Raw genomic sequence first — 15241 nt, 5'->3', positions numbered from 1 at the left:
ATCTGGTCGTACGCCGTAAACGTCGCGCCGCCAGCCTCCGCCAGAACCTTCGTGATCGCAGCCGTCAGCGACGTCTTGCCATGGTCAACGTGACCAATCGTTCCGATGTTGCAGTGCGGCTTATTCCGCTGAAACTTTTCCTTCGCCATTGATCTCTACCTTACATAGGCCAGGAACAAAAAACCCAGGGCGTCCCGATATTGCGGTTGCGCTAATTGCGCAAGAGCCAATTTCGATATTGGGTCGCATAGTTTTGGATGACGCGGTCAATCGGGTCACCCAAAAAGGCATTATCGAGCAGAACGCCACCGATCCCCTGACCGGCCTGAGCCATGGCTCCCTGATCTGAAAATGCCAGAACGACGGCCCCGGAACGGGCATCGACGAGATCGACATCCGCCCTCAGACGATGATGCCCTCCGATGAGGATGCGCTGCACCGCGGATGCTATTTCGACTTCCTTGACCTTGATTTCAACCCTGACAGGCCGCGCGCCCGTCAATTCTCCCTTGAGGCTCTTCTCGAAAGCCTGGGTAAGCCGGGTTGCGATGGCATTCCGGATATGGGCCTGCCCCTCGTCCGACTTGGCGGCCTCCTCGGCTTGAAGGGTATTCTGACCCTTGGAGGCGGCATAAGCACGCTCTCCATCGCCCCACCGGATTCGGGCGCCGGGCTGGAAGCTGACCGCGACCGCCTGGAAGCGCATGGTCGCAACTTGATCGGGGGGCCAGGGTATTGGAGGCGGTGACGCAACCGCCCATCATGAGCCCGAGACTCGCGTGCATAAGAAGGCGGGGAAACACGGTAGAAGCTCCAGAGAGGATAAGACGGAGCGCCGATACAGTATAACAAAATTATGTTTAATGCGCAGGATACCGAAACGGCCAAGGCGTCTTGTGCCCTTACGTTGCGCATCCCATATTTTGACAGGGAGACAATGATGCGGACGATCTATCTTATTCGCCCTACCGGGACACAGTCGAAAGGCCCTTTGAGCGCTCTGGTGAGATTCGCCTTAGGCATCGTGGCTTTGGCCATGGTGTTGACGGTCGCCCTGGTCGGGCTGGTCTTCGTCCTGCCGCTCATGCTTATCGGCGGGAGCATCTTCTACGTTTATATCCGGCGCAAGCTGCGTCAGGCGCAGCAACAGCACCGCCAAAGGCAGGCGGATGACGGCATCATCGACGCGGAATACACCATCGTCGAACGGCGCGATTGAGCTTCAGCTTTTCGATCAAACCTGGATCGCGGCGCATGAATAAACGCTGCGCGGAAGGTTTTGGATTTTCAGGAAGAGATTGGAGCGGGTGAAGGGAATCGAACCCTCGTATTCAGCTTGGAAGGCAGCGCGTAACAGGATCACAATATATCACGATAGTTCATTTTCTGTAACGATCGCAACCGCTTAATCACTGCCCCCTTCCCCTTCAAAATCTCCCTAAATCCCGAAAAATCCCGCATCTGACCGGGAAATTGCGCCCTACCTGCGCCCTGAAATCTGGGTTCTGACAGCGCGTTCAGCCCAAAAATAAATGTCGCTGGGTGGCGTCAGTATCGCCCGAGTGTCTATCTTCCACTCTCCCTGGCCCGCTCCTTATTGATGAGTTCAGAAACAGCCTCGCCACTCGACTCCATACCGGCAACCTTGTAGCCCATCTGTATGGATTGGCTTCCCTCATTACTCCCCGTAACAGTCGTCGTTGCGATTTCCCTCTTTGTGCTGAAGGAGGTGCTCGAGTTCATAAAGCGACGGCGCGCTGACCGTCGCAAAGGCCAGGCGTTCCGCACGTTGCTCGCGCGTGAGTGCGAAGTGAATCACTGGGCACAATGGCGGCTCGAGGTCACCCTGCGCGAGGTTCATGGAGATCATGAGGAGGGAATAGAAGCAGAGTACATCGCCAAAGAACTCCCCGGCGGAGATGCTTTGTGGAGGCGGAAAGATCCGGATGGCGGCTATAGCGGCGGCGGTCTTCCCGATGCCCGCACGGATCTGATGAGCAAACTTATGGTTGAAATAGCCACCATCGACAAAAAGCTATTCACGCCTCTTGAGGATGCCTACGATTCGCTCATCACCATGCGGCACATCAGGGCCAGCCTGCTCATGTTCGTGACTAGCAAGGAAGAAGAAGACCAGATGCACTTTGAGGACTTTCCCGAATACGGGCTGAGCGAACTTGAAGGCGTAAAGGAAGATCTGGACAAGCTATATCGCGAATGTACGGGGCGACCCCTCACCGGCTCTGACAAGCGCGTGCGCGGGTAGGATGAAGCAGGAGGTCGAGCCATGCCGCGCAGCAGAATTGACAGGAATGGCCGCACGACAATCCCACAGGCTGTCCGCACTGCACTCGACCTGAAGCCTGCGGACGAGATCGCCTACGAGATCGAGGGCAGACGCGTCACCCTCACCAAGGCCGGGCACCCGCCAGCAGAAGACCCGTTCGCCACCTTCTCGGAATGGGACGGTGAGGCCGATGCGCGGGCCTATAAAGATCTTTGAGTATTGATAGGTATTTTTTCATAAAATACTTGCTCAAATTTGAGTAACTATGTTACTTTTACCTCAGCGCAATTAACAGCGCACGCGAATTCACGCGTTACAGGCCCGGCATAGCCCGGCGTGACAAAAAACTGACAAGCCGCGAACCAACGTGGCTGGAGACTTATGAAACATACGAACCTTGATGTTCATGTCGGTGACTGCATTGAATCACTGAAGAAACTGCCCGAAAAATCTATCCATACCTGTGTCACTAGCCCTCCGTACTATGGTCTGCGTGACTACGGCGTAGAAGGTCAAATCGGGTTGGAGGAAACACCGGAAGAATATATCCAGAAGATGGTCGAGGTATTCCGCGAAGTTCGCCGCGTTCTGCGCGATGACGGGACGCTGTGGGTGAACATCGGTGACAGCTACGCCAGCGGCGGCAGAAAGACACGCGCTACCGACAACAAGCTTCCGCAACGAGGCATGAATATCCGCCCAGCAGACCCGGCTGGAGTAAAGCAGAAAGACCTGCTTGGCATTCCGTGGATGTTGGCTTTCGCCCTGCGTTCCGATGGTTGGTATCTGCGGCAGGATATCATCTGGAGTAAATCCAACCCCATGCCGGAGAGCGTGCGCGACCGCTGCACCAAGTCTCACGAGTACATCTTCCTGCTGAGCAAGTCTCCAAAGTATTACTATGACCATGACGCAATTCGCGAGCCTCACACCGGAGAAGCCGCAAAAGCGGTTGAAATCGGGTTCAAAGAGGTTGGTCAGCGCGGAGTTAACGAGTCAGCCCGCCGCGGACTAATCGAGGGTCAGTCAACTCAGTTTTCTAAAAAGGGTCATAGCGGCTACTTCGGTGCTGACGGGAAGTGCCTACTGAATCCACTTGGCAAGAACAAACGCAGCGTTTGGAATGTTGCAACCAAATCGTTCAAAGGTGCGCACTTCGCCACGTTCCCGCCTGAGCTGATTGAGCCGTGTATCCTGGCGGGATGCCCGGTAGGCGGCACGGTACTAGACCCGTTCGGTGGCAGTGGCACCACGGCTGGAGTGGCGATCGCTCACGGGCGCAACGCTGTGCTCTGCGAGTTGAATCCCGAATACGCAGCACTGGTGCCGGTGCGCATAGAGAGCATTGCGTCTCGGTCAGCGACGCTGCGCCCTAAAACAGCTTCAAAAGAAGAATCCTGCGCCCTACGTGCGCCCTAACTCAAAATTCAGGGCGCAAACGTAGCGGTTGACCGGGTGGCCCGATCCAGGTTAGTGCCTGTGATTGTTGGTGTTTTTTGAAGGAAAAAGTGGAGCGGGTGAGGGGAATCGAACCCCCGTATTCAGCTTGGAAGGCTGCTGCTCTACCATTGAGCTACACCCGCATGCTTCTTAAGGTTGGGATGGTGGGGGAAGTAGGACTCGAACCTACGAAGGCATAGCCAGCGGATTTACAGTCCGCCCCCTTTGCCGCTCGGGACATTCCCCCTAAGCCCAACCCTGACGCAAAGCGTCGAGGTAGTCTTTCCGAAGCCGTCAGCCTGCGCTGGCCGCTCGGTGGCGTCCTTATGGTGACCCTCTCGGCCCCTGTCAACAGCAAAGCGCAAGGCAGGAAGAGGTAATTACGACATCCGCAGGCATCGATGATCCATGGGTTCGTGAAAGCCGCGGGTCTGTGGTATGGGCGAGCCCTCAAGCATTCTGAAGAGATCAAGAGCATCATGAGCGAGCGCCCCTACACCTCCCGCAAGCCGAAATTCCAGCGTCAATACGGAAAAGGCGGCCGCCGGGATCAGCAGAGCTGGCGCCCGCCCCATGAGATCGATGTCACGATTCTCTACGGCTGGCATCCGGTCGCGGAGGCGCTGCGCAACGGCAAGCGGACGATTCGCCGCCTTCTCGCGACCGAGAATTCCATGCGCCGTCTGGACGAGGAACTCGGCGTCCCGCTGTCAGTGCAGCCCGAGCTGGTGCGCCCTGACGAGATCAACCGCCTGCTGGAGCCGGACGCGGTTCACCAAGGCCTCTATCTCGAAGCCGATCCCCTGCCCTCGCCGTCCGTCGAAACCTTGAGCGGCGAGCGAGTCGTACTGGCCCTCGACCAGATCACCGATCCGCACAATGTGGGCGCCATCGTGCGCACCGCGGCCGCCTTCGGGGTCGAAGCGATCATCACGACAGCGCGCCACAGCCCGGCGGCCACGGGCGTTCTAGCGAAGTCCGCATCGGGCGGCCTTGAGCATGTGCCCTTCATGATCGTGAAGAACCTGGCTGACACGCTGAATGCGCTCGGCGAGCGCGGCTTCCAGCGCATCGGCCTTGATTCGGAGGGCGGTGAGAATATCGACGCGCTGTCGCTGCGCCTTCCTCTGGTTCTCGTGCTCGGCTCGGAAGGCAAGGGATTGCGTCAAAGAACCCGCGATTGCTGCGATGCCATCGGCCGGCTCGACATGCCCGGCGCCATCAAGAGCCTCAACGTCTCCAATGCTGCGGCGATCTCGCTTTTTGCTGTGACAAAGGCCGTGATGCCAGGCGCAGCAAAGTAAAAATACGGCACGCTCAAGTCTCTGACTCGACCCAACTTTCTAGCGCCTGCCCCAATGCTTAGACGGAAGTCGCAAATACGAATTGGGAATTGTGAAGCGTTGTATTGGCGCTAGCCTTACCTTCCAAGGATTCCTGATCGCACTTCGCAATCACGATCCCTCGGCCGGAGCCCTCAAGCGGCTCAGGCCCGTCCCGGCGGAGACCGGGCTCAGTAATGGAAGGGAACGCTATGGCAACAGCAGCCACGACAACGCGCTCGGCATCGGCAGTCAGGCCGATGACGCGCGAGGAGAGAAAGGTCATTCTGGCCTCTTCTCTCGGTACCGTCTTCGAATGGTACGATTTCTATCTCTACGGGTCTCTCGCAACGATCATCGGCGCGCAGTTCTTCTCCGCCTTCGACGTCACCACCCGTAACGTGTTCGCACTGCTCGCTTTCGCGGCAGGCTTCCTGGTGCGCCCCTTCGGCGCCATCTTCTTCGGACGAATCGGCGACCTCGTCGGCCGCAAGTACACCTTCCTCGTGACCATTCTGATCATGGGCTTCTCGACGTTCTTCGTCGGCCTGCTGCCCAGCTACAACCAGATCGGTTGGGTCGCGCCGGTGGTCCTCATCGCGCTGCGCATGCTCCAGGGCCTCGCGCTCGGCGGCGAGTATGGCGGTGCTGCGGTCTACGTGGCCGAGCACGCTCCGGTGGGCCGTCGCGGCTTCTACACCAGCTTCATCCAGATCACCGCGACCGTGGGCCTGCTCCTGTCGCTGGTCGTGATTCTCGTGCTCCGCACCTGGATGGGCGAGCAAGGCTTCCAGACAGGCGAGGGCTGGCCGATTGCAGGCTGGCGCATTCCGTTCCTGCTCTCCGTCATCCTGCTCGGCGTCTCGGTCTGGATCCGCATGCAGATGCACGAATCCCCGGCCTTCAAGAAGATGAAGGAAGAGGGCACGCAGTCGAAGGCTCCGCTCAAGGAAGCATTCGGCCAGTGGAGCAACATGAAGATGGTGCTCATCGCCCTGATCGGTCTGGCCATCGGCCAGGCGGTGGTGTGGTACACGGGCCAGTTCTACGCCCTGTTCTTCATCCAGAGCATCCTGAAGGTCGATCTGCTCACCTCGAACGTGCTGATCGCATGGTCGCTGATCATCGGTACGGGCGGCTTCGTCTTCTTCGGCGCACTCTCCGACAAGATCGGCCGCAAGCCGGTCATCCTCGGCGGCTGCCTGATCGCGGCGATCACCTACTTCCCGCTCTTCCACGCCCTCACCAGCGTCGCTAGCCCGCGCCTCAATCAGGCGCTCGAAACGGCGCAGGTCCAGGTCGTGGCGGATCCCGCCACATGCGGCTCGGTGTTCGATCCGGTCGGCATCCGTACCTTCACCGCGCCCTGCGATATCGCTCGCGTGTCGCTCGCCCGTTCAGCGGTCAAGTATGAGCTCGTTCCCGCTCCTGCCGGCACCGCTCAGCCGAAGGTAACATTCAACGGCAAGGAAGTTCCGATCGCCGCAGCCATCCCGGCCAACATCACCGCCTTCACGAACGCTGCGGCGGAAGCGGGTTATCCGAAGGCAGGCGACCCCACTATCGTGAAGGTCGGCGGCTTCTTCGATGCCCTTGGCAACCCCCAGGCTCTCAAGGCCATCGGTATCCTGACCATCCTCGTGATCTACGTCACGATGGTGTACGGCCCGATCGCGGCGGCCCTGGTCGAGTTCTTCCCGACCCGCATCCGCTATACGGCCATGTCGCTGCCATACCACATCGCCAATGGCTGGTTCGGCGGCCTTCTGCCTCCCACCGCCTTCGCGATGGTGGCGGCCACCGGCGATATCTACTACGGCCTGTGGTACCCGATCGTGATCGCTCTCGTGACCTTCGTGGTCGGCCTCCTCTTCGTGCCGGAGACCAAGGATCGCGACATCATGACCTACGAGGGTCCGGCTCGCTGAAACGGCGAAACATAACCCGCAAAAGGAAAGCCCCGCCTCACGGCGGGGCTTTTCACTTCAGGTCTCATCGGTCGGCGATCAATAGCAGGTGGTCACTTTGCGCACGATCCAGCCCTCGCCTTCGACGAACAGACGCCGGCGCGATTGCGAACAGCTTAGTCCATCGTCCGAAGTTTCGACCGAACCGGTGGTCTCGGGATCCTTCACGGCGACGTCAGTCCTGGCCTCCGTCGCAGCCTTAATGGCTTTCCCATCGCGGCCGACATTATGAGCGGCTTCGGCGGGAAGAGCCGCAAGCGTCATGCCGGCAGCCAGACCCAAGCAAGCGAGCAGCTGAATTCCGCCACCAAAGGAATGATTCTTCTTGTGATTCGAGGCCCTCGGGGCAGTCATCTCAGCGTCTCCTTGACGAACATCCTCCTAACAATTCCATAACCGGAGGATAGTTTCGGTGCGCTGGAGCACTTAATTTTTGACTGCCGATGGAACTTGCGTCCCCGGGCCGGTGCTGCTACCTCAGCACGCGAAAGTCAGCCGGTGTAGCACAGCGGTAGTGCAGCGGTTTTGTAAACCGAAGGTCGGGAGTTCGATCCTCTCCACCGGCACCACTTTCCCTCCCAGACACATACCGCGTTCTTCCGTGTCTTGGGCCGTAGCTGCATGTGCTTGCGGCGGCGCGCTTAGGGATTGCGGCGGCATTCCGAACCGTACCGATTCGCCATGCCACCCTGCGAGGGAGACCGTGCCTGTCATGGCCGCCCATAGCCTCGACACCCTTGCACTGGTCCAACCTTACTTCGCGCATAGCCCTGACACGTCGGAAGGGCTATCCTCCAGGAAAAGCAGCAGGAACTGCCCCTAGGGACCTGAACTCATAGGTGCGCGAATGTTTCATGGGCTAGCGAAGCTTCCCTACGGAGTTCGGAGGCGGTTGAGGACCGTTCGGACGCGTGTGAGGACGGTCCTGCTCACCCCTTATGAGCAGACCCTTCTCTCCCGTATCGAGGGTTTCTATCCTCGTGAGTGCTGTCTATGCGGCTTCAAGGGCTTCTTCCGAGGCTTTGGGCACCCTCCCCGGTATGATGCCTGCTGCCCGCAGTGCGAAAGCCTGGAGCGGCATCGCCTCCTGGCGCTATGGCTTAACAATAATCCCGACATCTTGAAGAACGGCACCACTGTTCTGCACTTCGCACCGGAAGAAGTCGTCGGGCGTTTCGTCCGCCGCAGAACCCACGATTACAAGTCCGCCGATCTCGAACCTGGGCGGGCCGATCTCATGCTCAATATCGAGCAGATTGCGCTGCCCGATGCATCCTGCGACGTGATCATCTGCTTCGACGTGCTCGAGCATGTGGATGACCGCAAGGCGCTCAAGGAGCTGATGCGTGTGCTGCGGCCCAACGGGATTGCGCTTCTCAGAACCCCCTTCGTCGAGAGCTGGTCCCAGACCTACGAGAACCCCCAGATCCAGACGCCAGCCGACCGGTACCTGCATTTCGGCCAGGAAGACCACGTGCGCTATTTTGGCGCTGATGTCCGGGATCGCATCAGGTTCGCCGGCTTTCAGCTGGAAGAGTTCGTGGCGATTGAGCCGGATGTTTCTCGTTATGGACTGGTGCGCGGCGAAACCATTTTCATTGCCCGCAAGCTCGGCTGAACCGCCAAAGCGATCGCAAAAACCTTGAAAACCAAGGCATGCGCCCATGAGGATCACAGCCCAAGTCTGCTTTTTTTCACGTGCTGATATTCCCGGGTCGTTAGAACAACCTCCGGTAAAGATGCGAGCAGCGATCCGGAAATCGTACACTCGTGCTTAGTGAGCCAACCGAGTGACTTATCCCTTATATCACTTGCATATGAACTGAAGTTGCAGTCGCGTTACTCCGACAGAGCCCTTAACGGTAAGATGGATTGAATTGACAGGCTCAACAGATAATTTTTAAATAATAAAAAGCACAATACAAATGGAAGCAGTGGGAGCACCAATGGCGGTCCTATTAGTTGCTGCCCTCATTGGCGGCCTAGGTACATATGCATTATTTTCGCCCTATGGCACGCTTGCTGCACTCCTCGGCGCGTCTATTGGTGGAAGCTGCTTCGCCCTTGCTGCGGGACTGTTTTTGGCTTCCCGCAGTTCGCGTGCGAAACGAAAGCTGGAGCAGCGCCATGAGGCTCCTCTCGATAAGCCAAAGGCATCGGTCTAGATCCATCCCCGATCTTAAGCCTGACGTGGAATTTTGCGGAATGTAAGCTACAGAACCATTCGCGTGCAAAACCTGGGCCTCTTTTGCGCACGATGCATTAGACATCCGAAACCCTGGATCGGTCTGCTCTACGGGAGAGAAGCAGAGATCGGATGCCCTTCAGCGGAATACCTGTCTGCAGAGCGATCAGGGACAAACGTGCCGGCACATCGAGAGGGGAGAGAGACAAGGCGATACGATAGAAATCCTTCGCCCCATTCACATCATTCGCCGAAATGGCCGTATTGCCCAGTTTTCGTGCTCGGTCGGCGAGACGGCGTGGAATGAGCGGCAATAGCCTCGGGCTTCGCTCGCAGATCCGAAAAGCGACATATGCATGGTGAGCCATGAGGCTAGCCCATGATGCCGTTATCGCGCCGGAATGGACGCGCTTCAGCACAAGAGACTCGGCTATGAAGCCGAACTTCGCCACGCCTGCTATTCGGGCGAAGAACTCCGTGTCCTCAAAAATGCGAACATCGGCATCGAACCCGCCGACATGATTGAACTCACGGCGGCGCACCATCACGGTTGAGGGAATGACCGGTCCATCGTAGCGGAAATAGTCCGACTGCGTATCCGAGGACCGTTCAAGATTGCGGACTTTGGCTCGCGTGGCGCCTTGCTCCAGGTTCTTGAAAATCGAGTACCCTGTATAGATGAGGCCGAGATCCGGAACCTCCTGGATCTTGTTCCATTGTTGCTCGATCTTTGTCGGAAGCCAGATATCGTCACCATCCAGAATGGCGATCCATTCAGATTCGGTGCACTCAATCCCACGGTTGCGGCAATAGGACGGACCGCGACGATTTTCCCGTAGCAACTCGATACGATGATCTCGCGGGCGCAAGGAATCCAGCACATCCCAGCTGTCGTCAGTCGAACCGTCGTCAACGACGACAATTTTGTCGATCAGATGAGCCTTGGTCTGCTGCAAGACGCTGTCTATGGCATCCGAGATGAAGGCGCCATTGTTGTAGCAGGTGATGACCACCGAAATGCTCATGGCTCGGCCTCTCATCTCTGCTCAAGACAGGCTGCTGCGATAGCCGGACAAACCATCTCCAGACCTCAGGTTCAGAGAGTGACGAACGCGTTGTTCAAGCAAGCGCTCTTCCTGCAGAGCCACGCCGAAGCAATCCGGCAGCATGGCCACGAAGATGAGAACGAGAAACGACTCATTCCCGGAGCCCTCAAAAAAACAATAGCTGAGAAAGGATATGAAAAGCGCGAAATAGCACATGAGATAATATCTCTCCCGGCTATAGCTCATTGAAAACATGAACAACGCGGAGCGCACCCATATCGCACTGTAAATCACTAGCCCGACAATACCGTTCTCAACCAACACCCTTTGGAACTCGTTATGAACGCCGACCAAAAGGTACTCGGGAATGCTTGGAAAGGTTGAATGGATGTACATGGAATAGGCATTCGTACCGAGCCCCGTCATGGGCTTCTCGGCCACGACATGCTGAGTGATCTCGAGCGCAAAGATCCTTTGAGCGTTGCTCAGCGAGGACGGTGTAGCGCCCTCCATCAAGGCGGAAAGTGGCAACTCACTGCTGCTGATCAGGCTGGCCAAAGTATCAATCTGCTTGGCGGCATACGTATTCAAGCTGACAATGACAATGACGATGAGAGCGATCACGACAGCGCCAATCGTCATGCGCACCGGGTCCAGATATCCCAGCAGAAACATGGCCGAGCATATTATCGCGAAACTGAGGAGCGCCTTTCGTTCGCCGGAGCCGACAACCAGTACGGCCAGCAGGGCCAGCACGGCAATCTGCAAGGACATCCTGCGCTGCCCTGGTCCAATAAGCATGGGAATGACGATTGCCGGCAGGAAGAGAAAGATCATCTTGGTGTTCCCAAGGAACTTCCAGCCTACGTAGTGCCCGTTCATCACGTGCCAGAGGATTACGAAGATTGTCGTGGGTATGATGACGGCAATGACTATCGCTCTGCAGCGGCGCCAATCGATTCCGCGACGATAGACAGTGAGTATGTAGGCAAAGAGGATGAGCTCGGTCGTCTGGATGGCTTCACGTATGCCGTTACTCGTACTGACAGTGAATGCGGAAGCGGTGTGAAAGGCCAGGAATACCGAAAGCAGCAGGAACCCGAAGCTGTCGGGAAATGGCTTCCTCCAAAGCTGCATGAGGAGCAGAATCGGCAGGACGATGATTGCGATCACGTCGAACGGTCGGAGAACCAATCCACCGATACTCCATTCGATTCCGGTGAAGCAGGTCGCAAAGCCGACACTCAGGACGGCAGCTGCAAACCGCTCGACAATCCCGAAGTGTAGTGCAGACGGAGCGACATTCATGGCTATCGGCATGCTGCAAGTGGCATGGCTGCTATCCCTTCAGGCGGATCCCCTGTGGCTTGAAGGCTCGATCGTACCCGCCTCTGCCGATAAGGCCCTCCTCCCGATAGTAAGCGCGCTCATCGACCTTGTTGAACACGCATCCGATGATCGATCCGCCGACCTCCTGAAGCAGGTCTACAGCCCGCCTGACCGCATTGCGATTGGTCCTGTCCCATTCGACGACAAGAATGTAATCGTCGACGACATGAGCAACGGCTCTTGCATCGGCAACAGGCAGTTGGGCAGGCAGATCGAGAATGGTGAAATCGTAGACATCACGGCACTTGTCGATCAGATTGCACATCTGCTCTGACGACAGCAATGCACAGGAGTTGATGTGGTCCGTCGGTGACCCTGCGGGAATGATGTCGAATGCACCGCCAGCAGCGCTCGCGACCTTGAGCGGCCGATTGCTCGTTGTCAGGATGTCAGCAAGAGTCGTTGCGTCCTTGTTCAATCCAAATGGGCCGTCAATGGAGCTGCGAAAATCGCCATCGACGAGCAGAACCTTATATCCCGCCAGGGAAAGAGACATGGCCAAGGTCGCAGCAAGCGTGGTCTTGCCCTCACGTGGAACGGCCGAGGTGACACCGATGACCTTTCGGCGGCTGACCTCTTGAGGCGAGAGCAGCAGAACGGCAAGCGCGCCGAGCTGCTCCGCGAACCTCGATCGCGGGGAGTTCTTGATCAGGCTCCATTGCTCCTTCATGCGCGAGGTCCTGACGCGAGGCAATATGCCGATAATTTGCAGCCCCAGATAAGCCCTGACATCGGACTGCGTTCGTAGTGCGTTTGCCATCCTCTCGCGGGTAAATCCGGCGCCTAATCCGAGGATGGTGCCAAAAGCAACGGCGCCGAGGATGATGAGCGGCGCCTTAGGGCCGCTCGGGCTCGTCGGCATGGTCGCGGGTGAAAGGATCCTCACCTGGGTGCCTGGAAATGACTGCTGCTGAAGAAGCTCGGCAGATCGGCGAAGGAAAGCCTCATACAAGGCCTTGTATGTTTCGGCCGTCGCCTCCAGCTCCCTCGCCGGGACCATCGCTTTGTTCAAGGTTGCAGCGTCCTGCACGACCGATGCCAGGCTAGAGCGCAATTCCCTCTCCCGTCGCACCGCGATCGCATGTTCGCTCTCAAGGGACTCCGCGATGCGCTTGAACTCGTCGTTGATGGCGGATTGTATGCTCGCCATGCGCTCACGTAGCGCGGTCATCGTCGGGTGATCATTGTTGACGCGCCCGATCAGAGAGGCTTCAACCTTCTTCGCTTCCAGATATTCCGTCCTGAGACGCGCGATGCCCTCGTTATTATAGGCGCTCTCGGTCATCGTGCTGATGGAGCCATCTTTCAGGATCTCACGCACCCCATCGAAGCGGGCTTTCGTTTCGGCTGCCTGACTGATGGCCGACACGACCTGCGTGGTCAGCTGTTCGACCTGCTGGCTCGAGACGAGACCGCGCTCGGTATCTACAATGCCATTCTCTTCCTTATAGGCCTGCACATCTTGGGCAGCCTTCTTGGCCTGCTCGCGGAGTTCATGCACGCGGCTCTGCAGCCAATTGCTTGCGAGGGTTGCGGATGAGAGGCGAAAGGACATCTGATCCTGGATGTAAGCCTCGATGACGGAATTCACGACGTCAGAGGTCAGATCCGCTCGACGGGATGAGAAAGTGATTGTCAGGACATTGGTTAAAGGCACCCGCTGAACGACGAGGTCGTTCCGCATAACTGCCACCGCGCCAAGTTCCATCTGCTCCTTTGTGGGAGGAATCTCGTCCTGCGAGGTGAAGATGGCCGGGATGCCTTTGATAAAGCCCTTGATGGAGTCGAATAGGGAGCGTTGCTGTGAGAAGAAGCTTCCATCATCGGCCAGGCCCAACTTTCTGACGACTGCCAGCAGGACGCTGTCGGACCTGAGCACTTCCAACTGGCTTTGGAGATACATGGGCTCGGAGCCGCCGTCATCCCCACTCGGAGTTAACTCGAATTGCGTGGGGCGGCGGACTTCCGCAGAAACGACGCCCTGCGCAGTGTATGTTGGAGGCTCCGTGAGCAAGTATACGATCGAGATTGCTACCGTACCGGCTACAAAAAGGATAACCCTCAGCCAGTTTCGCCGCACGAACGCGACAACGCTTGGGAGAGACGGGCCGGAAACTACACCTGAGATATGATCGACGCTTACAAGGTCGGCATTGGCCTTCAACATCCTGTCGCCTCCAAGATGTAGTCGAACTCATGTCCTCGTCAGAAAACTTCCTCCGTCGATGCGGAGTACGCCAGTTCAACACGAAGCATATTGAAGTGCTTCAAATTAGGCCGCCTTCAAGGGCACCGGGTATCACCGGACTTTACCTGTCCAGGCACGAACCTGCTAAATACGAATACCAATGTAACGGCAGGCGCAACGAGACACAACAAGCCGTCACAGCTTGACCTTTTCCGACCCGGCAAAGCGGGCCCGCTCAGCGTTGAGGAAATGCGGATTATTTCAAACTCTCATAGGCATTATCCAATCCGGAGAACATCGACTCGAAAGACCAATCCTTGACGCGCGCTTCGCGGGTCCCTTCCGTAAGCGCACTCAATCTGACCTTATCCAAAGCAAGCGCGACGGCAGCTTGAGCGACAGCCTCGGCACTTTCCGATTCAGCCACGACCGCGTTCACGTTCGGCTGAACAATCTCCTCGATGCCTCGGATCGGACTGACAACAACCGGCTTTCCCCCTGCAAGGTACTGAACGACGACGCGGGGCAAGCCTTCGCGCAAGGAAGCCAGAACACAGATGTCGGACAGTGCGATCAGGCGCTCCGGGTTCGGGTGATGACCGGTTAGGACGACATGGTCGCCAAGACCAAGCGCGGCAATCTCTCTCTCGACATCGGGACGGCAAGGCCCATCACCCGCCAGAACCAGTGTGATTGGCGCTCCCCGATTGATTGCCGAGGCGAAACCCTTGAGAAATTCAACATGTCTTTTGCGCGGCTCGAATGCCGCGAGCATTAGGATCACGACGGGGCGTGAAGCATCGACAGGCGCTTTGACAATCTCCTGCCAGTCATCGGGCCTTTCAGCACAGATGTAACGGTCGACATCCATGCCTGAGCGCACGATAAAATGTTTTGAATTCTGGCCAATTCGGGCCGTTTCATAGGCCGCGGCAGTGCCGTGACTGACATGAATGAAACCGTGAGTGACGCGTGCGGCCATCCGTTCAGCCTGGATATAAACCTGGCGCTCCAGCCAAGGAACGCCATCGAACGGGACAATGTGCACGCCGTGCACGATGCATCTGACCTGTGCCAGCGCCGCCGCCGCACGACCGACGATGCCGGCCTTGCTCTGATGAGTATGAATGACATCGGCCCGCAGGGAACGGAAAAGATGTGCGAGCTCCCGCGTAGAGAGCACGTCAAGCCATGGGTGGATCGGATGAAGCAGATTCTTGACTCGATACAGTTCCAACTCACCGGTCAGCTCATCATAGTAAGAAGGATCGTACTCGCTGCCGTGAACCAGCATCACCCGATGCCCTGATCGCGTTTGATGGAGGCAACTCGCTATCGTGTTCTCCTCGCTTCCGCCGTGCAGCAACCTCGTAATCACATGGACAATGCGCATTCGTTCCGCCTGATGTTTTACAGT

The 15241-nt window shown here is 57.5% G+C and carries 14 protein-coding genes and 3 tRNA genes; 8 read left to right on the top strand and 9 right to left on the bottom strand.

What is annotated here, in order from left to right:
• Positions 1-149: GTP-binding protein (locus AB4Y85_RS17040; protein ID WP_441986112.1), on the bottom strand; the 149-nt coding region annotated here is incomplete at its 3' end.
• A gap of 62 nt (positions 150-211) precedes the next feature.
• Entirely contained in the window at positions 212-706 is a 495-nt protein-coding gene (locus AB4Y85_RS17035; RefSeq protein WP_441986111.1) for a DUF4410 domain-containing protein, read from the bottom strand.
• A 297-nt stretch (positions 707-1003) separates the two neighbouring features.
• On the opposite strand from AB4Y85_RS17035, the gene AB4Y85_RS17030 reads away from it, so the two are divergent.
• The 4 genes from AB4Y85_RS17030 (at position 1004) to AB4Y85_RS17015 (ending at position 3706) form a co-directional block, all read left to right on the top strand.
• The gene (locus tag AB4Y85_RS17030) at positions 1004-1219 is read left to right on the top strand and encodes a hypothetical protein (protein WP_441986110.1); all 216 of its coding nucleotides are present in this window, start codon (positions 1004-1006) and stop codon (positions 1217-1219) included.
• Between the two features lie 441 nt (positions 1220-1660).
• Positions 1661-2266: a hypothetical protein gene (locus AB4Y85_RS17025; RefSeq protein WP_441986109.1), complete on the top strand. Its 606-nt coding sequence runs from the start codon at positions 1661-1663 to the stop codon at positions 2264-2266.
• A 21-nt stretch (positions 2267-2287) separates the two neighbouring features.
• A complete protein-coding gene (locus AB4Y85_RS17020; protein WP_441986108.1) occupies positions 2288-2503 on the top strand; it encodes a type II toxin-antitoxin system PrlF family antitoxin in 216 nt (71 codons plus the stop codon).
• 165 nt (positions 2504-2668) lie between these two features.
• Entirely contained in the window at positions 2669-3706 is a 1038-nt protein-coding gene (locus AB4Y85_RS17015) for a DNA-methyltransferase (RefSeq protein ID WP_441986107.1), read from the top strand.
• 90 nt (positions 3707-3796) lie between these two features.
• On the opposite strand, the gene AB4Y85_RS17010 is transcribed toward AB4Y85_RS17015, so the two are convergent.
• Positions 3797-3870, bottom strand: a tRNA-Gly gene (locus AB4Y85_RS17010).
• Positions 3871-3889: 19 nt separating this feature from the next.
• Positions 3890-3974, bottom strand: a tRNA-Tyr gene (locus AB4Y85_RS17005).
• Between the two features lie 232 nt (positions 3975-4206).
• Here AB4Y85_RS17005 and AB4Y85_RS17000 point away from each other — a divergent pair.
• Complete coding sequence (locus AB4Y85_RS17000; protein WP_441986106.1) at positions 4207-5031, top strand: TrmH family RNA methyltransferase; 825 nt, start codon at positions 4207-4209, stop codon at positions 5029-5031.
• A 230-nt stretch (positions 5032-5261) separates the two neighbouring features.
• Positions 5262-6977 carry an MFS transporter gene (locus AB4Y85_RS16995; RefSeq protein ID WP_441986105.1) on the top strand — a complete coding sequence of 572 codons (1716 nt, stop codon included), beginning with the start codon at positions 5262-5264 and terminating at the stop codon, positions 6975-6977.
• A gap of 78 nt (positions 6978-7055) precedes the next feature.
• Here AB4Y85_RS16995 and AB4Y85_RS16990 read toward each other — a convergent pair whose 3' ends face one another.
• Positions 7056-7370: a hypothetical protein gene (locus AB4Y85_RS16990; RefSeq protein WP_441986104.1), complete on the bottom strand. Its 315-nt coding sequence runs from the start codon at positions 7368-7370 to the stop codon at positions 7056-7058.
• A 140-nt stretch (positions 7371-7510) separates the two neighbouring features.
• Between AB4Y85_RS16990 and AB4Y85_RS16985 the strand changes: the two genes are divergently transcribed.
• Both AB4Y85_RS16985 and AB4Y85_RS16980 read left to right on the top strand, forming a co-directional pair.
• Positions 7511-7585, top strand: a tRNA-Thr gene (locus AB4Y85_RS16985).
• Positions 7586-7929: 344 nt separating this feature from the next.
• Positions 7930-8634 (top strand): methyltransferase domain-containing protein, encoded by a 705-nt coding sequence (locus AB4Y85_RS16980; protein WP_441986103.1) that lies wholly within the window; start codon positions 7930-7932, stop codon positions 8632-8634.
• A 644-nt stretch (positions 8635-9278) separates the two neighbouring features.
• Here AB4Y85_RS16980 and AB4Y85_RS16975 read toward each other — a convergent pair.
• The 4 genes from AB4Y85_RS16975 to AB4Y85_RS16960 all read right to left on the bottom strand — a co-directional run bounded on the left by AB4Y85_RS16975 (position 9279) and on the right by AB4Y85_RS16960 (position 15217).
• The gene (locus AB4Y85_RS16975) at positions 9279-10226 is read right to left on the bottom strand and encodes a glycosyltransferase family 2 protein (protein ID WP_441986102.1); all 948 of its coding nucleotides are present in this window, start codon (positions 10224-10226) and stop codon (positions 9279-9281) included.
• Between the two features lie 21 nt (positions 10227-10247).
• On the bottom strand, positions 10248-11555 hold the full coding sequence (locus tag AB4Y85_RS16970; RefSeq protein WP_441986101.1) for an O-antigen ligase family protein: 1308 nt from the start codon (positions 11553-11555) through the stop codon (positions 10248-10250).
• Between the two features lie 31 nt (positions 11556-11586).
• Positions 11587-13803 (bottom strand): GumC family protein, encoded by a 2217-nt coding sequence (locus AB4Y85_RS16965; protein WP_441986100.1) that lies wholly within the window; start codon positions 13801-13803, stop codon positions 11587-11589.
• Positions 13804-14080: 277 nt separating this feature from the next.
• A complete protein-coding gene (locus tag AB4Y85_RS16960) occupies positions 14081-15217 on the bottom strand; it encodes a glycosyltransferase (RefSeq protein ID WP_441986099.1) in 1137 nt (378 codons plus the stop codon).
• Positions 15218-15241: the final 24 nt, after the last annotated feature.

The organism is Microvirga sp. 2YAF29 (genome assembly GCF_052114605.1).
Lineage (GTDB): Bacteria > Pseudomonadota > Alphaproteobacteria > Rhizobiales > Beijerinckiaceae > Microvirga.
This window is presented reverse-complemented; position numbering and strand designations above follow the sequence as displayed.